16 protein-coding genes are annotated in these 18,575 nt (G+C 68.0%); 9 read left to right on the forward strand and 7 right to left on the reverse strand.

Annotated elements, in window-relative coordinates; genetic code table 11:
• The first annotated feature begins 4 nt into the window (after nucleotides 1-4).
• Complete coding sequence (locus AC1DDO_RS05560) at nucleotides 5-1,969, forward strand: glycogen debranching N-terminal domain-containing protein (protein WP_476869463.1); 1,965 nt, start codon at nucleotides 5-7, stop codon at nucleotides 1,967-1,969.
• Here AC1DDO_RS05560 and AC1DDO_RS05565 read toward each other — a convergent pair.
• Nucleotides 1,922-2,785, reverse strand: a complete 864-nt coding sequence (locus AC1DDO_RS05565; RefSeq protein WP_476869462.1) for a phosphatase PAP2 family protein — start codon at nucleotides 2,783-2,785, stop codon at nucleotides 1,922-1,924. The two genes, AC1DDO_RS05560 and AC1DDO_RS05565, sit on opposite strands and share 48 nt — an antisense overlap.
• 133 nt (nucleotides 2,786-2,918) lie before the next feature.
• Entirely contained in the window at nucleotides 2,919-3,518 is a 600-nt protein-coding gene (locus AC1DDO_RS05570) for a YdeI/OmpD-associated family protein (RefSeq protein ID WP_476869461.1), read from the reverse strand.
• A gap of 90 nt (nucleotides 3,519-3,608) precedes the next feature.
• On the opposite strand from AC1DDO_RS05570, the gene AC1DDO_RS05575 reads away from it, so the two are divergent.
• The 4 genes from AC1DDO_RS05575 (at nucleotide 3,609) to AC1DDO_RS05590 (ending at nucleotide 7,036) form a co-directional block, all read left to right on the forward strand.
• Nucleotides 3,609-4,391, forward strand: coding sequence for a VOC family protein (locus AC1DDO_RS05575; RefSeq protein WP_476869460.1), 783 nt, complete (start codon nucleotides 3,609-3,611; stop codon nucleotides 4,389-4,391).
• A gap of 523 nt (nucleotides 4,392-4,914) precedes the next feature.
• Entirely contained in the window at nucleotides 4,915-5,556 is a 642-nt protein-coding gene (locus AC1DDO_RS05580) for a VC0807 family protein (protein WP_476869459.1), read from the forward strand.
• A gap of 228 nt (nucleotides 5,557-5,784) precedes the next feature.
• Nucleotides 5,785-5,973: a PLD nuclease N-terminal domain-containing protein gene (locus tag AC1DDO_RS05585; protein ID WP_476971729.1), complete on the forward strand. Its 189-nt coding sequence runs from the start codon at nucleotides 5,785-5,787 to the stop codon at nucleotides 5,971-5,973.
• A gap of 130 nt (nucleotides 5,974-6,103) precedes the next feature.
• Complete coding sequence (locus AC1DDO_RS05590) at nucleotides 6,104-7,036, forward strand: DUF1444 domain-containing protein (protein WP_476869457.1); 933 nt, start codon at nucleotides 6,104-6,106, stop codon at nucleotides 7,034-7,036.
• A 41-nt stretch (nucleotides 7,037-7,077) separates the two neighbouring features.
• On the opposite strand, the gene AC1DDO_RS05595 is transcribed toward AC1DDO_RS05590, so the two are convergent.
• Genes AC1DDO_RS05595 through AC1DDO_RS05615 form a run of 5 tightly spaced genes read right to left on the reverse strand, consistent with a single transcriptional unit; the run spans nucleotide 7,078 to nucleotide 14,530 of the window.
• The gene (locus AC1DDO_RS05595) at nucleotides 7,078-8,340 is read right to left on the reverse strand and encodes a M20 family metallo-hydrolase (protein WP_476869456.1); all 1,263 of its coding nucleotides are present in this window, start codon (nucleotides 8,338-8,340) and stop codon (nucleotides 7,078-7,080) included.
• A gap of 9 nt (nucleotides 8,341-8,349) precedes the next feature.
• Nucleotides 8,350-10,095, reverse strand: a complete 1,746-nt coding sequence (locus AC1DDO_RS05600; RefSeq protein ID WP_476869455.1) for an amidohydrolase — start codon at nucleotides 10,093-10,095, stop codon at nucleotides 8,350-8,352.
• A 20-nt stretch (nucleotides 10,096-10,115) separates the two neighbouring features.
• The gene (locus AC1DDO_RS05605; RefSeq protein WP_476869454.1) at nucleotides 10,116-11,558 is read right to left on the reverse strand and encodes a gamma-aminobutyraldehyde dehydrogenase; all 1,443 of its coding nucleotides are present in this window, start codon (nucleotides 11,556-11,558) and stop codon (nucleotides 10,116-10,118) included.
• A 12-nt stretch (nucleotides 11,559-11,570) separates the two neighbouring features.
• Nucleotides 11,571-13,196, reverse strand: coding sequence for a thiamine pyrophosphate-dependent enzyme (locus AC1DDO_RS05610; RefSeq protein WP_476869453.1), 1,626 nt, complete (start codon nucleotides 13,194-13,196; stop codon nucleotides 11,571-11,573).
• On the reverse strand, nucleotides 13,193-14,530 hold the full coding sequence (locus tag AC1DDO_RS05615; protein WP_476869452.1) for an MFS transporter: 1,338 nt from the start codon (nucleotides 14,528-14,530) through the stop codon (nucleotides 13,193-13,195). The genes AC1DDO_RS05610 and AC1DDO_RS05615 overlap by 4 nt, the downstream gene beginning before the upstream one ends.
• A 207-nt stretch (nucleotides 14,531-14,737) precedes the next feature.
• Between AC1DDO_RS05615 and AC1DDO_RS05620 the strand changes: the two genes are divergently transcribed.
• The 4 genes from AC1DDO_RS05620 (at nucleotide 14,738) to AC1DDO_RS05635 (ending at nucleotide 18,531) form a co-directional block, all read left to right on the forward strand.
• Nucleotides 14,738-15,931 (forward strand): PucR family transcriptional regulator, encoded by a 1,194-nt coding sequence (locus tag AC1DDO_RS05620; protein ID WP_476869451.1) that lies wholly within the window; start codon nucleotides 14,738-14,740, stop codon nucleotides 15,929-15,931.
• 133 nt (nucleotides 15,932-16,064) lie between these two features.
• Nucleotides 16,065-17,453 carry an MFS transporter gene (locus AC1DDO_RS05625; protein WP_476869450.1) on the forward strand — a complete coding sequence of 463 codons (1,389 nt, stop codon included), beginning with the start codon at nucleotides 16,065-16,067 and terminating at the stop codon, nucleotides 17,451-17,453.
• Complete coding sequence (locus tag AC1DDO_RS05630) at nucleotides 17,450-17,908, forward strand: RidA family protein (RefSeq protein ID WP_476869449.1); 459 nt, start codon at nucleotides 17,450-17,452, stop codon at nucleotides 17,906-17,908. Before AC1DDO_RS05625 ends, AC1DDO_RS05630 begins: the two co-directional genes overlap by 4 nt.
• Nucleotides 17,905-18,531, forward strand: a complete 627-nt coding sequence (locus AC1DDO_RS05635; protein ID WP_476869448.1) for an RraA family protein — start codon at nucleotides 17,905-17,907, stop codon at nucleotides 18,529-18,531. The genes AC1DDO_RS05630 and AC1DDO_RS05635 overlap by 4 nt, the downstream gene beginning before the upstream one ends.
• Nucleotides 18,532-18,575 lie beyond the last annotated feature (44 nt).

Here is an 18,575-nt window from a genome sequence, read left to right on the forward strand (position 1 = left end):
GCGCATGACTGTTCAGCCCGGCCTGCACCGCCAATACTGCTCTGTTGCCGCCCCCACGCAGCTGTGGCTCGATCCGGACGGCCGCCTGGCCGGCGAGTTCAAGCCGCCCGGCGCCGGTGACCCGGCTGATCCGTCCGGGTTTACGGGGCTCCTCCACGGCGACACCCGTATGCTCTCCCGGGCACTGGTGCGTGTCAACGGCCTGGAACCGGAACCGGCAACGGTCGAGGCCGAGCCCGGCGGCATCCTGCGCGTCCGCGGCCTGGTCCGGGGCATCCCTGGCCCCACGGAGGATCCCGCCGTCGAACTCCTGCAGACCTGGACCGTGACTCCGGGCCTGGTGCGGCACGCCCTGCAGCTGCGGACCTCACTGGATTCCCTCGACGTCGACATCGACATCGAGCTCGCCGCCGATTTCACCGACATGGCCCAGATCCGCCTCAGCCGTTTCCGTGACGCATCCGCGCCAATCGCCGCCGACGACTCAGCGCTGCGCTGGAGGGAGGGTGGCAAGGCCCTGGCCGTGGCGGCCCCCGGCGCCGTCACCTCGGAAGGCCGCCTCGCCTGGCGCGGGACCGTGGGCCGGGGCCGGCCCTTCGAGGCCGAGTGGCAGGCCGTCGTCAGCGACGATGATGATGCCGTGGTGGCGGCCAGCCCGCCCGCGGCCAGGCTGCCGCGAACCGGGCCGGCCGGTGCCCTGGGCCTGCTCCTGGATAACTCCCTCGATGAAGTGGCGGGGCTCCGGCTTGCTACCCGGCAGCTGCCGGACGCGCCGTTCATTGCCGCCGGGGCACCCTGGTACTTCACGCTGTTCGGGCGGGATTCGCTGTGGGCGGCGCGGCTGCTGCTGCCGTTGAACACTGGGTTGGACACTGGGCCGGACACGGGGCTGGCGGCGGGAACACTGCGGGCACTGGCGGCTTTCCAGGGCATCAAGACGGATTTGGCGGCCGCCGAGGAGCCTGGGAAGATCCTGCACGAGCTTCGGTCCAAGGAGCTCGTGCTGGAGAGCCAGGGCCTGCGCCTGCCGCCGGTGTACTTCGGGGCCGTGGATTCCACCCCGCTGTGGCTGTGCCTGCTGGGTGAACTCTGGCGCTCCGGCCGGGACGAGGCCGCCGTCCGGTCCCTGCTGCCCAATGCCGCCCGTGCCGCCCAGTGGCTGCTCGCCGCCGGCGCCGCGGCACCGGGCGCGGCACCGGGCGCGGCACCGGGCGGGGCCGCGGGCAACGGCGGGTTCCTCAGCTACCGAGACGCGTCGGGGCACGGCCTGAGCAACCAGGGCTGGAAGGACTCCCGGGACGCCATGCAGTTCCGCGACGGCCGGCAGGCCGAGGGGCCGATCGCCCTGTCCGAGGTGCAGGGTTACGCATACCAGGCAGCGATGGAAACGGCCGAGCTGTTCGACGCCGTCGGCGAACCGGGCGGCCAGGCGCTGCGCGACTTCGCCGCGGCTCTCCGGCTCAGGTTCCGTGAGCGCTTCTGGGTTGCGGACGACGGCGGGCCGTTCCCGGCCATGGCCCTGGACGGCCACGGGGCTCCCCTGGACATCCCTGGCTCGAACATGGGCCATTTACTGGGCACGGGCATCCTGGATGCCGCTGAAGCCCGGATCGTGGCGGACCGGCTGGTGAGTCCCGAGCTGTTCTCCGGCTACGGCGTGCACACGATTTCGCGGCGGGCCGCAGGGTTTTGGCCCTTCAGCTACCACTGCGGCTCGGTCTGGAGCCACGACACGGCCATCGCGATCAGGGGCCTGCTGGCCGAGGGTTTCATCGCCGAGGCACGGACCCTGTCCGATGGCCTGCTCGCGGCGGCTGCCTCCTTCGGGCACCGGCTGCCGGAGGTCTTCGCCGGGGTGCGGGCCGAGGACTCTGGCGTTGCGGTGCCCTATCCGGCGTCGTGCCACCCGCAGGCGTGGTCCTCAGCCTCCGCGGTGGTGATCGCCCAGGCGATGGGCGTCGGGCTCTGACGGGTAGGGCTCTAACGGATACGGCTCTAACGGATACGGCTCTAACGGATACGGCTCGGGCGGATGGGACCCTGACAGGTCGGACCCTGATGGGATTGGCTCTGCCCACCGCGGGGCCATGGCGGCCCGGAGCCCGTCGGCCAGGATGACGACCCCGGTCACGGCGAGCGCCAGGCCCATCGAGGCGAGCACGTCCGTCAGCCAGTGATAGCCCAGGTAGAGGCGGGAGAAGGCGACCACAAGCGTCGCCGCGGCGGCCGCCGCGAAGCCGAGTACCGTCGTCGACTGTTTGCTCGTCCGCGTCCCGCGGGCCGCCATCAGCAGGTAGCACAGGACGCCCAGGAAGACGCCGGCGCCGAAGGTGTGGCCGGACGGGAAGGACAGGGCGTCGTCCGGCCCCAGCAGGAAGTCGCTGGCGGCGGGTCGGCCGCGGCCGACGTCGTCCTTGATCAGCGTGGACACCGCGAACGTTGCGGCCATGGCGCCGATGAGCAGGCCGGGACGCCAGACCTCGCGTTTCCAGGCCGCCCAGGCCAGAGCCAGCGCACAGCCGATCACGGTCATCCACAGCGGCGATGTCACCATGGTCACGGCCGTCAGGAGGGCGGTGGCGACTGGGTTCCGGGACGCCACAAGCCCGTCGTGCACCGGGACGTCCAGGGCCGCCACGCCGCTCTTGGACTGCACTGCGGCGAGCACGATCCAGAAGATCGTCTCCCCCGCGATCAGCAGGCCCGCGGCCACGAAGAAGAGCCGGCGCTGGGACGGCAGCGGCAGGCGGTCAGGGGGATGCGGAGCACGCTGGGCAAAGAGCATCGCCCAATCCTGCCAGTCCCAACTACCTGCAACCCGGACGGCCGCTGGGAATTCTCTGGAATTCTCTGGAATGCGCGCGGATGGGCGGCGGCGGGGACGACCGCTACGGTGCCGGCCGCCAGGGTGCTGTCCGCTAGGGTTCCGGGGGCCGCCTGGTCTGCGGATATGGCGTTTCGAACCGGGCGAGCATCTCCACGAACCCGGCGATCTTCTTCTCCCGGGTGGAGGCCTGTTTGACCGAGTTGGTGCGGTAGATCAGGGCAAACCGGTTCACGGACGTCAGGACCTCGAACATTGCCTGCGCCCGGGGCTCCGCCGCGATGGCCGCGGCGAGGTCATCCGGGACTTCCGCCGTCGCGGGGCCCGAATAGGCGGCCTCCCAGCGCCCGTCCGCCTTGGCCGCGGCGACGGCGGCCTGTCCGGCTGGCTCCATCCGCCCCGCCGATTCCAGGCGTTCAATCCGCTCCACGTTCCGCGCGGACCACACGCTCTTGGGTCCCCGCCGGGTCATCCGCTGGAAGGAGCTTTCCTCGTCCCGCCGCCTGCCCTGGCCGTCGATCCAGCCGAAACACAACGCCTCCTGCAGCGCGGCCTCGTAGTCCAGCTCGGTCACCGAGCCGCCCTTCTTGTGCAGCACGAGCCACACGCCGGGACTCTGCGCGTGGTGCTGCTCCAGCCAGGCCCGCCACTGGGCGGCATCCTTCAACAGCAATTCCTCGAGTTCAACAGCCATGGCACCATTGTGCTCCGCGGGGCTGACCGGATGAGTGCTTTGGTGGCACCATGTCTTGTGGAGCCACAACCGTCCTAGCAAGGAGATCCCATGCTGCGCGCCCGCCCGATCCACTACACCTCCCGCATGGACCAGTGGGGACGCCTGCTGTCCGCCCTCGGCATGGTGCGGACGGTCGACGACGGCGACTGGCAGGAGTTCGACGCCGGCTCGGGCCGGCTTGCGCTGCACCGCGTGGTTGCGGGAGCCGTAGCCGCGGGCACCGGAGGACCAGGAAACGCGCAGGACTCAACGACGCTGGACGGCAGGACGGACTTCGGCGTCGAGGTAGGAGACCTTGCGGAGTTCGCGGGCCGCACCAACCTCGCCGGAGAGGAGGACGGGGCCACCCCGGCCGAGCTGGTCACTGCCGAGCACGGCGATACCTGCCGGATCACCGGTGAGGACGGATTCGGTTTCTTCGCGGACAAGGCCGCCCACGGCGCGCAGTGCGCGGACGCCGATCCCGCCCTCGCCGTCGTCGAAGTCTGGTTCACGCCGGACGCTGCCGCCGCCGCCCAAACCCTGCGGAATATGGGCGCCCGGCTGCGCCCGGCCCCGGACGATGACGAAACGGCGGACTTCACGGCGAAGAACGGCGGCGTGCTGATGGTGCGTCCGGCCAGCGGCGCCGCCCGGTCCGGCCTGGGCTTTGAATACACCGGCGACCTCACCGCCCTTCGGGACCGCCTGGCGGACGCGGGCCACCAGGTCAGCCTGACGGAAGAGGCGTTCGGGCGGACCCTGCACGTGGCCAACCCGGACGCGGCCGATCTGCCGGAGAACCCCAACGGCGCGATGCTCTGGATCTCACATAAGCCGGCAGGCGCCTGAGGCTGTTGCTCCGGCGCGGCCCCGGCGGGGAATAGTCGACTCTCTATGGCTCCCCGCCAGATGACAGCCTCGATCTGACTTCTTCCGCTTGAGCAGCAATGGCCCGGCGCTGTTCGCGAGTGAACCTTCTGAGTTGCGTGTCCACGATTGCCCGGCAGGAAAATTCGACCTTGCAGGTAATTTAAGCGCGATGCCTAGCGAGCCCGAGGTCACTCAAATCGACACCAATAGGAGCTTCCGGGGACGATGCAACGCGGTTGCGGTGCCCGTTGACGAGGCTTTCTGCTCGGACCTAGCATGGCGTTGCTGGCCGGTGAAGCTCTTGGTCAAAAGTGGTGTGGAGCTGAAGATGGCGGCTCCGGTGCTCACCGATTTTCGGCGCTCCCCGGTTTGACGATTCCCCGAATTCGGCCAACGGAGGGCATGTTCCCCGGAAACGGGTGCGCGGTATCGGATGCGGTGGCTAGAGCTGGCCGGTGCGGTGTTGAAAGAACCCGCGTCCGCAAAGGGATGGAGCAGCCCGATGAACGCTGAGCACGCTTCGGGACAGGAACGTCCTGGTTTGGTGACGCGTGCGCTGGTCCGCGGCCTGGCTTGGGACGTCGGGATACCGCTGGCCGCCTACTACGTCCTGCACCTGGCCGGTGCCACCGACTGGGCCGCGCTGCTGGCAGCGACGGGAGCCGCTGCCTGCCGGCTGTTGTGGACGGCGTTCAGGGGAAAATCCCTGAACCCGTTTGCGATGCTGATGTTCATCGTCTTCGGGCTCGGTCTGGGCCTGTCTTTCCTCACCGGTGACCCGCGGTTTCTGCTGCTCAAGGACTCGGCTATCACCGGTGGCGTGGGTATTTCGTTCCTGGTTTTGGCCGCTCTGGGACATCCCTTGACTTTGGACGCGGCCAAGACCTGGAGTCCGGAGCGTGCCGGGGAAATGGACCGCGCATTCCATCGCAACCCGGCAGTGCACCGCTGGCACCTGAAGATTTCCGCCGTTTGGGGTGCGGCACTGATTGCTGAAGCCAGCACACGGGCCGTCCTGGTCTATCTGCTGCCTATTGACGTCATGGTGGGGGTTTCCGCGGCTCTGGCAGTTATCGTTTTCGCTGCCCTCATCGCATGGACTGTCCGGGACTGGAAACGACGACAGGCAGCCTGGTCTTCCTGACGGCTCGGTGCCAGCTCATCGGAAGCCCGTTGCCTAACGGAATTCCGCGGGAACTTATGCAATTGCCTGCCGTGGCAGTTGCGCTGTTGGTATTTCCAGATAGTGCCAAGAGTTGGCGATATGGTTGAGCATCGTCAGCCGCACTATCTTGGGGGAAAAATGATACTGGCGCTCACTAATTCGGAAGTAAGTCCGCTGGTGCCGTCCTGGGGCATCATGGGACTCCTGATGATCCTGAACGCAATCGTGTTCATTGCAGCGCTCGTGAGCATTGCGCGCAATAGGACTCACGCCACCGGCGGTACTGTCGTTTGGGCCCTCATCGTTCTTGCGGTACCGGCACTTGGCTCGGTTCTGTGGTTCTTGGTTGGGCGCAGAGAAACATCCGGCCCTCGACGTCGCGATCAAGCTAGATAGCGGGCAGGCGGGACGCAAGACATTCTCGCTCTAGAGACCCCGGAATTTTTCCGTTCATTCAGCTCGACCCGTCGGTGGACCAGCATTATCGATTTGAGCCGATCGACGGCCACAACGAAAGCGAGTTATTGTGGGCATCTTCAGGAAGAAGTCTCCCTTACCGGAAACGCCTGATTCTCACCTCACGTTCTTCACGGCGTCAAGCGCGAACAATTTCCGAACTATCGCGCGCGAAGTCTTTGCCGAGATGGGGCTCGAAGTCGTTATGCACCCCGGTCATGCTGTCGATGACTCCGAACGTGAATTCGGATTGTGGAACGTTGCCGCCGCCTGTCACGACCAGCCCCCGCATGCATGGCGCGGCGCGATACGAGAACACCTTCAACGCGTGCTGACGAGCTTCGATGCACCTGATCCCTTCGACAGCCTTACCCCCACTGATGTACCGAGGCAGACCTTCGCTCGTCTTTACGAAGAAGCGAGCATGCCAGGGATCGACGGTTACCCGCACCGGGAGTTCGCGCCGGGCATCGTCGAGATGCTCGCACTGGATCTCCCGGACACCGTTACAGTTTTCAGTCATAACAACGCGAACAAGTTCGGCGGGTTCGAAGCCCTCAGAACTCGAGGAATGGCGAACCTTCGTCGGTTGGAAGTCGAACAACTCGAAACCCTCCCCGCACAGGGGGGTGGCTCGTTTACTGCCCTGCTAGGCGACTCTGTCTATACGGCGAGCCGAGCTCTCCTTCTTCCCGACTTGGCCTCAGAACTCACCGGAAAACGCGTCCGAGAAGAGTTCGGATGGCTCATGAGCGTCCCAAATCGACACCAAGTCGTTTGGCACATCATCGAAGACGCCACCGTCGTTGGGGCGGTCAACGGAATGGCCCGCTTCGCAGCGATGGGATACAGCGATTCTCCTACCCCGCTGAGTCCGCACGTCTTTTGGTGGGACGGGACAAGCTACGAGCAACTCACCCAAGTGTCCGACGATGGTGGCCTGGCGATACGGGTAAGTCCAGCGTTCCAGGCCGTCCTTGAATCGATAACTGCGGATAGATAGAGAACACCCCGACAAATCTGAGACGCCCGCCGGGCCCGCTATCAGTCCTCCAGCGCCCCGTTGCAGAGCCGGTTCACTACTTCGGTGAGCATTGTCAGGCCTGCGACGATGTCCTCGTCCGTGGTGTATTCGTGCTCGTTGTGGGAGATTCCGTCCACGCTGGGCACGAACAGCATCACCGTCGGGACCAGGTCCTTCATGTTGGTCGAATCGTGCCCGGCCAGGGTCATGACCGGCTTGTTCGCCAGGCCCAGGTCCGCCGCCACCTTCGCCGCGAGCTCGACGCCCTCGGGCTGGTACGGGGTCACGGGCCAGGAGTGGGAGTGGTTGCGTTCCACCGTGACGTTCGCCAGCCGCTCGATCTTTGAAATCCGCTCGTGGAGCAGGGTGTCCGCCGCGGCCAGGACAGTTTCATCGGCGCTGCGCAGATCCAGCAGCAGGCTCACCCGGGACGGCACCACCACCGGCGAGTTCGGGTAGACGTTCAGCTGCCCCACGGAGGTGTGCAGCACGCCGGGGAAGGTGTCGGCGAGTTCCCGGGCGGCGACCACCATCATGGACGCGCCCAGCAGCGCGTCTTTCCGGTCCGCAATCACGGTGGACCCGGTGTGGGCCTGCTCGCCGTGGACCACGAACTCGTATTTGTTGGCCGCCCAGTTGGAGTTCACCAGGCCGATGGTGATGCCTTCGCGCTCCATGCTGCGGCCCTGTTCGATGTGGATTTCGGCGCAATACGCGGCCTCGGGGCCCTCGTAACTGCCGCGGCAGCCGATTGCGTCCAGGGCCTCGCGGACCGAGACGCCGGCCGCGTCCGTGGTGGCCAGCGCGGTCTCGAGATCTAGTTTGCCGGTGTATACGGAGGAGCCCATCATGGACGGCTTGAAGCGGGAGCCTTCCTCGTTGAACCAGTTGACCACCGCGATGTTGAACCGGGGCTGCCCGGCGGGTCCGGCCGCGGTCCACTGCTGCACGAGCCGGAACGCCGCGTGGGCGGCAGCGAGGACGCCGTATGCGCCGTCGTAGCGTCCCGCCGTCGGCTGCGAATCCATGTGGGAGCCAACCACCACGAACGGGGCACCCGGCACGGCCTCGTAGAGGCCCCACTGGTTGCCGGCCCGGTCGAACCGGACGGTGAAGCCCCTGGCCTCCAGCAGGCCCGTGAGCCACTGCCGCTGCTGGCCGTCCGGCACGCTGGCGGCCTGCCGTTCGACGCCGCCGTTCTCGGTCGCGCCGAATTCGCTCATGGTGTGGAAGTCCCGCACGAAGGCTGCGTCGCGGGTGCTGAAAGTGGTCTGTGTGGTCACGGTGTTCCCCTATGAACGGTTGGTAGCTGTGCTGAAGAGTGGACCGGTTGCGGCCGGATCGGCCGCAACCGGGGATGTGGGGCCGGGACTCCGGAACGTGAAGCTCCCCCCGACGGCGGTGGCCAGCACCTTAAGCCCGGCGATGCTGTCCGCGGTGAGCGGGGACCCGGACAGGACCGTGAAGTCGGCCAGCTTGCCTGCGGTCAGCGAGCCTTTGACGTCGGAGGTGCCGGTGGCTGCCGCGGCTCCGGTGGTGTACGCCGCCAGGGCCTGGAGCGGGTTCAGGCGCTCGTCCGGGTTCCCGAACACGGCCCCCGACGCGGTGCGCCGGTCCACGAAGGCCTGCATTCCGCGGAGCACGTTTCCGTCCGCCACGGGACGGTCGGAGCTGCCGGCGAGGGTCACTCCCCCGGCAAGGAACGACGCCGCACGGTAGGCCCACCCGAGCCGGTCCGGGCCGAGGGAGAGCGTCATGCCGTCCCCGCCGTCGGCGAAGAAGCTGGCCTGCGGGGTGACGGCGATGCCTGCGGCGGCCAGCCGTGGCAGCTGCTCCGGCCGGGTCATCGAGGCGTGTTCGATCCTGTTGGGCACCGCCCGCGGGCCGTACTTAGCGGCGCAGCCGGCGATGATGTCGATGGCGAGGTCAACGGCACGGTCGCCGATGGCGTGCGCCGCGATCGACCAGCCGGCGGCGTAGGCAGCCTCGATCTTGGTCCGGAGCGCCTCCGGGTCCGCCTGGAAGTAGCCGGTGTTGCCGGTGTTGTCCGTCCCGCCGTGGCTGCAGTAGTCCTGGCTGACCGCCGCCGTTTCGCCCAGCAGCGACCCGTCCAGGAACACCTTCGCCGGGCCCAGGGACAGGAAGTCGTTGCCAAATCCGCTGGCGATGCCCAGGTCCAGGCCGGCCGGCGCCTTAACCAGGGTGTGCGGTCCGCCGAGCGGGTGCAGCACATCAAGGACCGGCATCAGTTGTGCCCGGGCGTGGAGCCTGCCCGCGGACACCGCGCGCTGGTAGGCGGCCAGCTCCACCGGGCTGTGCCCGATCCAGCCCCCGCCGATCCCGGCCTCGGTGAAACTCGTGATGCCCTCCGCGGCGTAGTGGCGGGTGGCCCGGTCCAGGGCTTCTTCGATCGCCTCGGTGGAGTACGGCAGGATCAGCTGCTGGATCAGCTGCTGCGCGGTCTCCTGGACCAGCCCGGTGGGTCGGCCGCCGGCGTCGCGGACAATCACGCCGCCGTCGGGGTCCGGGAACGACGCCGGTTCGGCGCCGGCCAGCCGGAGCGCGGCGGTGTTGACCACGGCCATGTGGCCGGAATTGTGCCGCATGAACAGCGGCCGGTCTCCCGTGATCCGGTCCAGGACGGTGATGTCCGGAAACTCGCCGCCGTGCTGCGTCTGGCTGAACCCTGTGGCCAGCAGCCAGCCCGGCGCCTGGCCGTCCCCGTCCCCGGACCCGTCAGCGGCGTCGGCTGCCATGCCGGCCTCCAGCAGGGCGTAGAGCTGGTTCAGTCCACGGGCCCCGGAGACGTCCAGTTCGCCGAGGCCCAGCCCGAACCAGGTGGTGTGGCAGTGCGCGTCGATGAACCCGGGCGTCACGGTGGCGCCGGCCAGGTCCAGGACCTCGGCGGCCTCCAGCCCGTCCAGGTCATCGTCCAGGCCCACTATCCGGCCCTGCCAGACTCCCAGCGAGGTGGCATGCGGGCGGCGCTCGTCCATGGTGATGATGTCCGCGTTGCGCAGCAGCAGATCGAGTTTCATGGGATTACCTAGCGGATTTCTCAGCGGTGGGAGGTGGTGACTGACTTGAGGCGCGTGTAGTCCTCCAGGCCAAAGACGGAGAGGTCCTTGCCGGTGCCGGAGTGCTTGAACCCGCCGTGCGGGGCCTCGGCGGGGATCACCTGGTGGCAGTTGATCCAGACAGCGCCGAAGTCGAGTTCGTTGGACACCCGGGTGACCACGCCGTGGTTGTTCGACCAGACGCTGGAGGCCAGCGCGTACTTGGTCCCGTTGGCCAGTTCGACGGCTTCCGCCTCGTCCCGGAAGGGCTGGATGGTGACGACGGGTCCGAAGATTTCCTCGCACACCACCTCGTCGGCCTGGAACACCCCGTCGATCACGGTGGGTTCGAAATGGAAGCCGGTGCCTGTCCGCTTGCCTCCGGCGAGGACCCTGGCGTTCGCGGGGAGCCGGGACATGAAGCCCTCCACCCGGTCCAGCTGGGCGGCGCTGTTCAGCGGGCCCAGGTCGGCGGTGTCGCCGCCGACCTTGAGCGCTGCGGCGGCCGCGGCCAGCGCGGCGCCGAACTCGGCGTGGATCGGTTCCTCCACCAGCACGCGGGTCACGGCGGTGCAGTCCTGCCCGGCGTTGAAGAACGCACCGAGCGCGATCTCCCTGGCCGCCTGGTCGACGTCGGTGTCGGCGAAGACGATCGCCGGGGCCTTGCCGCCGAGTTCCAGGTGGACGTCCTTGAGGGTCTTCGACGCCGCGGACATCACCTGCGCCCCGGCCCGGGTGGAGCCGGTGATGGACACCATTTCCGGTATCTCGTGATCCACCATGGCGGCGCCGGTCCCGCGGCCGCCGCAGATGACGTTCACGACGCCGGCCGGGTAGGCCTCCTGCGCCAACTCGCCCAGGATCAGGGTGGACCAGGGGGTGGTGTCCGCGGGCTTCAGGACCAGGGTGTTGCCCGCGGCGAGCGCGGGACCAATCTTCCAGATGGCCATCATGAACGGGTAGTTCCACGGGGTGATCTGGGCGACCACGCCGAGGGGCTCGCGCCGGACGGTCGAGGAAAAGCCGCGGACGTATTCGGTCTGCGCCGTCCCGGAGACCACGCGGCAGGCGCCGGCGAAGAAGCGCAACTGGTCGGCGCCGCGGAGGATCTCGATCTCGCGGGTGACCTCGCGGGGCTTGCCCGTGCAGGCCACCTCGGCGTCCAGGAGCCTGTCCACGTTGGCCTCGATGAGGTCGGCGAGGGTGAGCATCATGGCCTGGCGTTCGGCCGGGGTGGTCCGCTTGTAGTCCTTGAAGGCGGCTTGGGCGGCCTGGAAAGCCCGGTCCACGGTGGCGGCGTCGCTGTCCGGGGCGGTGCCGAGCTGGACTCCGGTGGCGGGGTCGAAGAACGGCAGGGTGGCCTCGGCCGAGCCGTCCGCGACTGTTCCGTCCGCGGCGCGGCCTTGGACGATCTCGCCGTTGATGATGTTGTGCAGGGTGATCATGGCGGGCTCCGGTCAGTTGCTGGCGGTCTTGGGTGAGCGGGTGGCAGGGTCCTGCGGGAGGTGCAGGACCGCCGGCAGTCCGGAGTCGACGGCGCGGCGGAAGGCTGCGCCGAAGTCCTCGGCCTTCTCCACGCGCTCGCCGTAGCCGCCGTAGGACCGGGCCAGTGCGGCGAAGTCCGGGTTGGTCATGTGGGTGCCCGACGGGCGGCCCGGGTAATGGCCTTCCTGGTGTTCGCGGATGGTGGCGAAGATGCCGTTGTCCACAACCAGGGCTATGAACTTCCCGCCGTGGCCCATGGCGGTGGCGATTTCCTGGCCGTTCATCATGAAGCAGCCATCGCCTGCCACGGAGATCACCTGGCGGCCGGGGTAGGCCAGGGACGCGGCCACAGCGGCCGGGATCCCCATGCCCATGGCGCCGTTGCGGGGCGCGGCGAGCGAGTTCGCGGTGGTGTGCTTGAGGTAGCGGGCCGGCCACAGCGAGTGGTTCCCGGCCCCGTAGGTGATCACGGCGTCGTGGTCCATTTCCTGCTTGAGGATTTCCATTACGACGGCGAGGTCCACGCCGGTGCCCCCGTCCGGCTGTGCGGACGAGAACTTCTCGTAGTCTGCGCGGGCCGCGGCCAGCCAGCCGGCCGCCGGTTCCACCGCGGATTCCGTGCCGGCGAGTGCCGTGGCGAAGGATGCGACGTGGGCCGGAATGTGCTGGTCCAGCCGGCCGAAGTGGCCCAGCAGGTCGGCGCCGGGGTGGACGACGACGGTGACGGCATCCAGTCCGCGCTTGTAGCCGTCGGAGAGGACGTCGGCGCGGACGCAGCCGACGAACAGCAGCAGGTCGGCCTCGTCGAGGCGGCGGGCGTTGGCGTCGCTGCGGGCGTAGCCGAGGTAGCCGGCGTAGGAGTCGCTGGAGTGCGGGACGGCGTCGTAGGCGCGGAAGTCCGCAAGCACGGGGACGCCGTGCCGGGAGGCCCAGCCGGCCAGCGCGTCGGAGGATGCCTGGTCCCAGCCTTCGCCGCCCACCACGATCAGGGGCTTCCTGGCCGCGGCCAGCTTCGTTTCGAGGCCGGCGAGGTCCGCCGCCGCCGGTTCGGTCCGGGCGACGGTGCGGGGCTCGACGGTTCCGGACTCGATGGCGTGGACCAGCACGTCTTCGGGCAGGCCGATCACCACTGGACCCGGCCGGCCGCTGAGGGCCGTGAAGATCGCGTCATCCACCACGCGGGCGGCGGAGGCGGCGTCGTCGAGCGTCACCACCTTCTTGGCGGTGCTGCCGAACCAGGCGTTGATGTCGAATTCCTGGAACGACTCCCGGCCGCGGTCCGCCACCGGGATGAGGCCGACGAACAGGATCATCGGGGTGGCGTCCTGGTGCGCGGTGTGGACGGCGATGAACGCGTTGGCGGCGCCGGGACCGCGGGTCACCATGGCCACGCCCGGAAGTTCGGTCAGCCGGCCTTCGGCGAGGGCCATGAACCCGGCGCCGCCTTCGTGGCGGGTCACCACGGTTTCGATCGAGGAGCCGTGCAGGCCGTCCAGCACATCCAGGAAGCTCTCGCCGGGGACGCCGTAGACGCGCTGGATGCCGGCCCGTTCCAGCTGGGCAACAATCAGGTGCCCTGCGGTTGTTGTGGTGCTCAATGCTTCATTCCCTTTTCTTCAATGCTCAGCGCGGGGAGGAAAATGCCGGACAGTGCGGTCAGCACGGACACCACCAGCAAGATGATGGCGCCGGGCCAGAACGAGTTGCCGTTGGCGGCGACGAGGGCCGTGGCGATCAGCGGCACGAAGCCGGAGATGACGCCGGCGCTGTTGGAGGTGATGGCGACGCCGGTGTAGCGGACCTTGGTGGCGAAGAGTGCGGTCAGGGCCGTTCCGGACACCGCGTACGGGATGGACAGGGTGGACACGCCAACGATCATGGCCAGGACGACCAGGACGGGGTTGGCGGTGTCGATGGCGAGGAAGACGGGTATGGCGATGACGGCCGAGGCGATGCCGCCCCAGAGGATGACCTTGCTGGCGCCGAACTTCTCGCCCATGCGCCCGGCCCAGATCAGGGCGAAGATTTCCACGACGGCGGCCAGCAGCGAGCCGAGCAGCAGCGTTTCGGAGGGCATCTTGAGCACCTTGGTGCCGTAGAACACCACGAAGCTGGTGATGAGGTAGAAACCGCCGATGCCCAGCAACGCGGAGCACATGCCTACCAGGATCTGGCGCCAGCTCTTGGTCAGGACGCCGCGGATGGGGGCGTGCTCGGTCTCGCCGGACTCCATGAGGGCTTCGAATTCCGGGGACTCGCTGAGCTTGCTGCGGATCCACATCGAGACGGCCAGCAGCGGGATCGCCGCGATGAACGGGATGCGCCAGCCCCAGGCGTCGAAGTTGGCCTGGCCCACCAGGTAAAGCATTCCGAAGAACCCGCCCGAGGACAGGATGGTGCCGATCGGCGAGCCGAGCTGCGGGAGGGCGGCGTAGCGGGCGCGCTTGGCGACCGGGGCGTTTTCGACGGCGATGATTACCGCGCCGCTCCACTCGCCGCCGACGGCGAGGCCCTGCAGGATGCGCAGCGCGACCAGCAGGATGGGGGCTGCGACGCCGATCGCCATGTAGTTCGGCAGCAGGCCGATGAGCCCGGTCACGAGGCCGATGCCCACGATGGTGACCATGAGGATCTTCTTCCGGCCCACCTTGTCGCCCAGGGCTCCGAAGATGAAGCCGCCGATCGGGCGGGCCACGAAGCCCACGGCCAGAGTGGCGAAGGAGCTCATGGCCGCGACGAACGGGTCCTGCGACACGAAGTACTGCGCGTTGAACACCAGCGCCGCGGCGGTGGTGAACAGGAAGAAGTCGTACCACTCCAGCGCCGTCCCGACGAGGGCCGCGAGGGCGACTTTCTTGGCCACGCTCTCATCGACAACCCCGGGTAACTGCGGGCTGGCGATGGTGGTGGCGTTGCTTGCGCTGCTTGCCATGATTTACTCCAAATAAATGTGACTGGTCGGCGGCGGTCCCGTGCGGTCATCCCCTTGGCCAGCGACGATTCCGGCCGAGACGATGCGGGCGGGACGCCTCCGGCGGGTGTGATTGGGCTCACCCCTGGTGCGTCATTCCATTCTGCCAGTAGATTTTCCCAAAATGACTAGCAGTGCGCCACGCATTACAGCCTCTAGAATGTGAGAATGCACAATTTTGAATCGCCGGGGGATGCGTTCCGCTGGAGTGAACTCGTGGACCAGCTGGAAGGACGGCTGGACATCCTGGCCCAGGCTTTCACGGCCCGGGTCCGGCAAATCCCGGAGTACGGCGAAAGCCAGGTGACCGTCCTGGAAATCCGGGACACGGCACGGGAAACGTTCCGCCGGCTGATCCACGGCCTCCGGGGACCGGCGGAAACGGCGCGGGACGGGCTGCTCGACTTTGCCTCGGACCTCGGGTCCAAGCGGGCCCGGGCCGGGATCCCGCCGGAATCCCTGACCTCGGCGGTGCGGCTGGATTTCAGCATCCTCTGGGCCGACCTCCTGGAGATCGCCGCGCCCCAGGACGCAGGCCTGCTCGCCTCCCGGGTGGACCTGGTGTGGCGGGTCGTCGACGAATTCGCCACCCGGACCCACATGAGTTACCTGACCGAGCGCGTGCGCATGGCCCAGGAAGAGTCCAGCATCCAGCACGAATTCATCGCCCGGCTGTTCAACCAGAGCACGCCGTCCGCCGAAACGTCGTCGCAGGTGGGCGCCGCCCTGGGCATCGGGCCCGAGGTCCGCTGCGGCCTGGTGGCGGCCAGCGGCGAGGCCGGGGCCCGCCTTCATGCGGCCGCGACCCAGTTCGGCGCCGCCCAGCGCCGCCAAAAGATCTTCCTGCACGAATCCGGCGGAAACACCTACCTCTTTTGGCCGCTGCTGTCGGGGCCGCCGGCCGCGGGCAGGTCCCGGGATGCGCGAAGCGCGCCGCAACTGCCGCCGCTCGTGGCCGATATTCCCTGCGGCTACGTCCCCCAGGTGCACGGACTGCGCGGCCTCCCCGCCGCGGCCCGCACCGCGGAGAGCCTCGCTGCGCTGCTTCGCCCGGGCGACGCCGGACCCCTTTCCGCCGACGCCGCGTGGAGCCGGCTGGCCCAGCAAAACCTCCAGGACGCCGGGCTGGACCTCGCCGCCCAGCTGGAGGAATCGCTGGAGGAATGCCGCGGCGGGGAACGGGAACGGCTCAGGGAAACGGTGCAGCACTACCTCTCCACCGGGAACATCACCGCCACGGCGGAGCAGCTGTTCTGCCACCGGAACACCATCCTGAACCGGCTCAACCGCTTCCAGGAACTGACAGGAATCGACCTGACCATCCCGGCCCAGGCAGCACGGCTGGTGGTCGCCTGGGCGTAAGGGTTGTGTGAACACACACTTCGGGGCCTTTATTGGTGGGGTTTTCGCCATTGAGCTGTGATCACCAACACAGAATAGTTGGCTACTACCTTGCACTGGACATTCGTCCCCGCACCCCCATCAGGAGATATTGATGGCTCAATCGGTAGAAACCACCTCCCTCGCGGCTGCCCGCCTGGACCTGGCCAAAATGCGCAAAATCGCCCTCGCCAGCGTCATCGGCACCACCGTCGAGTGGTACGACCTCTTTGTATTCGGCACCGCCTCCGCCCTGGTGTTCAATAAGATCTTCTTCCCCAGCTTCGACCCCATCGTGGGCACCATGCTCGCCTTCGGAACCTTCGCCTCCGCCTACATCGCACGCATGGTCGGCGCCATCATCTTCGGTCACTTCGGGGACCGGCTGGGCCGCAAATCCATGCTCCTGATTTCCCTGCTGACCATGGGCGCCGCCACCTTCGCCATCGGCCTGCTGCCGGACTACAACAGCATTGGGATCATGGCTCCGCTGCTGCTGCTCTTCCTGCGCGTCATCCAGGGCCTGGCCCTCGGCGGCGAATGGGGCGGCGCCGTGCTGATGACGGTGGAGCATGCTCCGGCCTCCAAGCGCGGGTTCTACGGCTCACTGGTCCAGGTGGGTGTGCCCGCCGGAACCCTGATCGCCAACGTCGCGTTCCTCATTGTCGCCTCGAGCGTCAGCAGCGAAGCCCTCCTCAGCTGGGGCTGGCGCATCCCGTTCCTGGCCTCCGCCCTGCTTGTGGCCGTGGGCATCTACATCCGGCTGCACATCGAGGAAACCCCGTCCTTCCAGGCGGTCAAGGACGCAGGCGCCAAGGCCAAGCTGCCCTTCGCAGCCCTCATGGCCAAGTACTGGAAGCAGGTCATCCTCGGCGGCGTCGCCACCCTGTCCACCGGCAGCACCTTCACCCTGCTGGTCGCCTCCGGTGTCTCCTACGGCAAGAAGGAACTGGGCCACTCGGAGGCCCTCATGCTGTGGGTGGTCCTGGCCGCCTGCGCCCTGTGCTTTGTCCTGATCCCCTTCTTCGGCCGGCTCTCTGACAAGCATGGCCGCAAGCCGATCATCTACGCCGGCGTGGCCGCCGAGGCTGCCCTGGCGTTCCCGATGTTCTGGCTCATGGACACCAAGTCCGTGCCGCTGCTGTTCGTCGCCTACCTCGCCATGATGACGGCCTTCGCCGCCAACTACGGGCCCATCGCCACGTTCCTCGCCGAGCTCTTCGGTTCCAAGGTCCGCTACTCCGGGCTGTCCGTGGCCTACATGCTCTCCGGGCTCCTCGGCAGCGCCGCCACTCCGTTCATCACCACCTGGCTGCTCGGCATGACCCACCAGAGTTCCTCCATCGCCTGGTACATCATGGCCGCCGCCCTCGTCTCGCTGGGAGCCTTGTTTGTCCTGACCGAAACCCGGCACGGCAACATCGACGCCGTCGACTCCGCCCCCACGGACACAGCCACCGACGCAGCCACTCACTCCTCCGCCGACGCAGTGGCCGCCAAATGAGCGTTCCGCAGGAAGTTCTTCCCGCTGATCTGTCCGCTGATCTTCCGGTAGACGGGGCCGTCCGCCGGATCGCCCAGATCCCGGGCGGCGCGGCCGCCGTCGGGCCGTTCTCCCAGGCTGTGGCCGCCAACGGTTTCGTGTTCACCGCCGGCCAGATTCCCGCGATCAGCGGCCTGGATGACCAGCCGGACACGTTCGAGGACCAGGTGCGCCAGACCATCATCAACCTCCGGTCCGTGCTTGAGGAGGCCGGATCCGGCCTGGAACACGTGGTCAAGGTCAACGGCTACCTCACGGATCCCGACCAGCTCGAGCCCTACAACCGGGTCTACTCCGAGTTCTTCGGCACCGCCAAGCCGGCGCGGACCACCGTCTGCGTCAGCCTGTGGGGCGTCGCGCTGGAAATCGAATGCGTGGCCGTGATTGCCCGCACGACGACGCGGGAGGCTGAGTGAGCGCCGTCAGCACAGTGAGCGGGGCGCTAGCCGAGGGGCTCGCCGCCGTCAGCTACCCGACAATCGGGCACTTCCTGGAGGAAGGATTCGCGGATCCGGCCATCCGGTCGCTGCTCGAGGGCGTCAAGGTGGCAGGCCCCGCGGTCACGGTGCGGATCGCGGATAACGACGCCTACGCGATGAACCGCGCCCTCCTTGAGCTGTACCCGGGCGCCGTGCTGGTGGTGGACATGTCCGGTGACCACCGGCACGCACCGGTGGGCGCGGTCACCGCGGCAGCGGCCAGCGCGCAAGGCGCGGCCGGCGTCGTCGTCGACGGCGTGGCCACCGACATCCTGGAGCTCCGCGCCACCGGCCTGCCGGTCTTCGCCCGCGGAACCTCGTGCCTGACCACCAAAAGGGTCCGCAGCGGCGGCTCCGCCGTGAACGTCCCGGTGCAGTGCGGCGGCGTCGAAGTCAATCCGGGCGACTGGGTGCTCGGGGACGACAACGGCGTGATCGTCCTGTCCCCCGACGCCGCGGCCGCGGTCCTGGGCCAGGCACTGGCCTCCGATGCCGCCGAACCGGCGCTGCTGGCACGGATCGCGGCCGGCGAGCCGCTGGAATCGGTGCTGGCGATCTGAGTGACGGAACCGGGTTCGGGTCGGGGATGGGGTAGAACTTAACC

This window comes from Arthrobacter sp. 10N43, assembly GCF_056394525.1.

Bases quoted from the DNA above. Each gene is read 5' to 3' on its own strand.
- AC1DDO_RS05560 (WP_476869463.1), top strand. From the start codon at position 5: ATGACTGTTCAGCCCGGCCTGCACCGCCAATACTGCTCTGTTGCCGCC.
- AC1DDO_RS05565 (WP_476869462.1), bottom strand. From the start codon at position 2,785: ATGCTCTTTGCCCAGCGTGCTCCGCATCCCCCTGACCGCCTGCCGCTG.
- AC1DDO_RS05570 (WP_476869461.1), bottom strand. From the start codon at position 3,518: ATGGCTGTTGAACTCGAGGAATTGCTGTTGAAGGATGCCGCCCAGTGG.
- AC1DDO_RS05575 (WP_476869460.1), top strand. From the start codon at position 3,609: ATGCTGCGCGCCCGCCCGATCCACTACACCTCCCGCATGGACCAGTGG.
- AC1DDO_RS05580 (WP_476869459.1), top strand. From the start codon at position 4,915: ATGAACGCTGAGCACGCTTCGGGACAGGAACGTCCTGGTTTGGTGACG.
- AC1DDO_RS05585 (WP_476971729.1), top strand. From the start codon at position 5,785: ATGATCCTGAACGCAATCGTGTTCATTGCAGCGCTCGTGAGCATTGCG.
- AC1DDO_RS05600 (WP_476869455.1), bottom strand. From the start codon at position 10,095: ATGAAACTCGATCTGCTGCTGCGCAACGCGGACATCATCACCATGGAC.
- AC1DDO_RS05605 (WP_476869454.1), bottom strand. From the start codon at position 11,558: ATGATCACCCTGCACAACATCATCAACGGCGAGATCGTCCAAGGCCGC.
- AC1DDO_RS05615 (WP_476869452.1), bottom strand. From the start codon at position 14,530: ATGGCAAGCAGCGCAAGCAACGCCACCACCATCGCCAGCCCGCAGTTA.
- AC1DDO_RS05620 (WP_476869451.1), top strand. From the start codon at position 14,738: ATGCACAATTTTGAATCGCCGGGGGATGCGTTCCGCTGGAGTGAACTC.
- AC1DDO_RS05625 (WP_476869450.1), top strand. From the start codon at position 16,065: ATGGCTCAATCGGTAGAAACCACCTCCCTCGCGGCTGCCCGCCTGGAC.
- AC1DDO_RS05630 (WP_476869449.1), top strand. From the start codon at position 17,450: ATGAGCGTTCCGCAGGAAGTTCTTCCCGCTGATCTGTCCGCTGATCTT.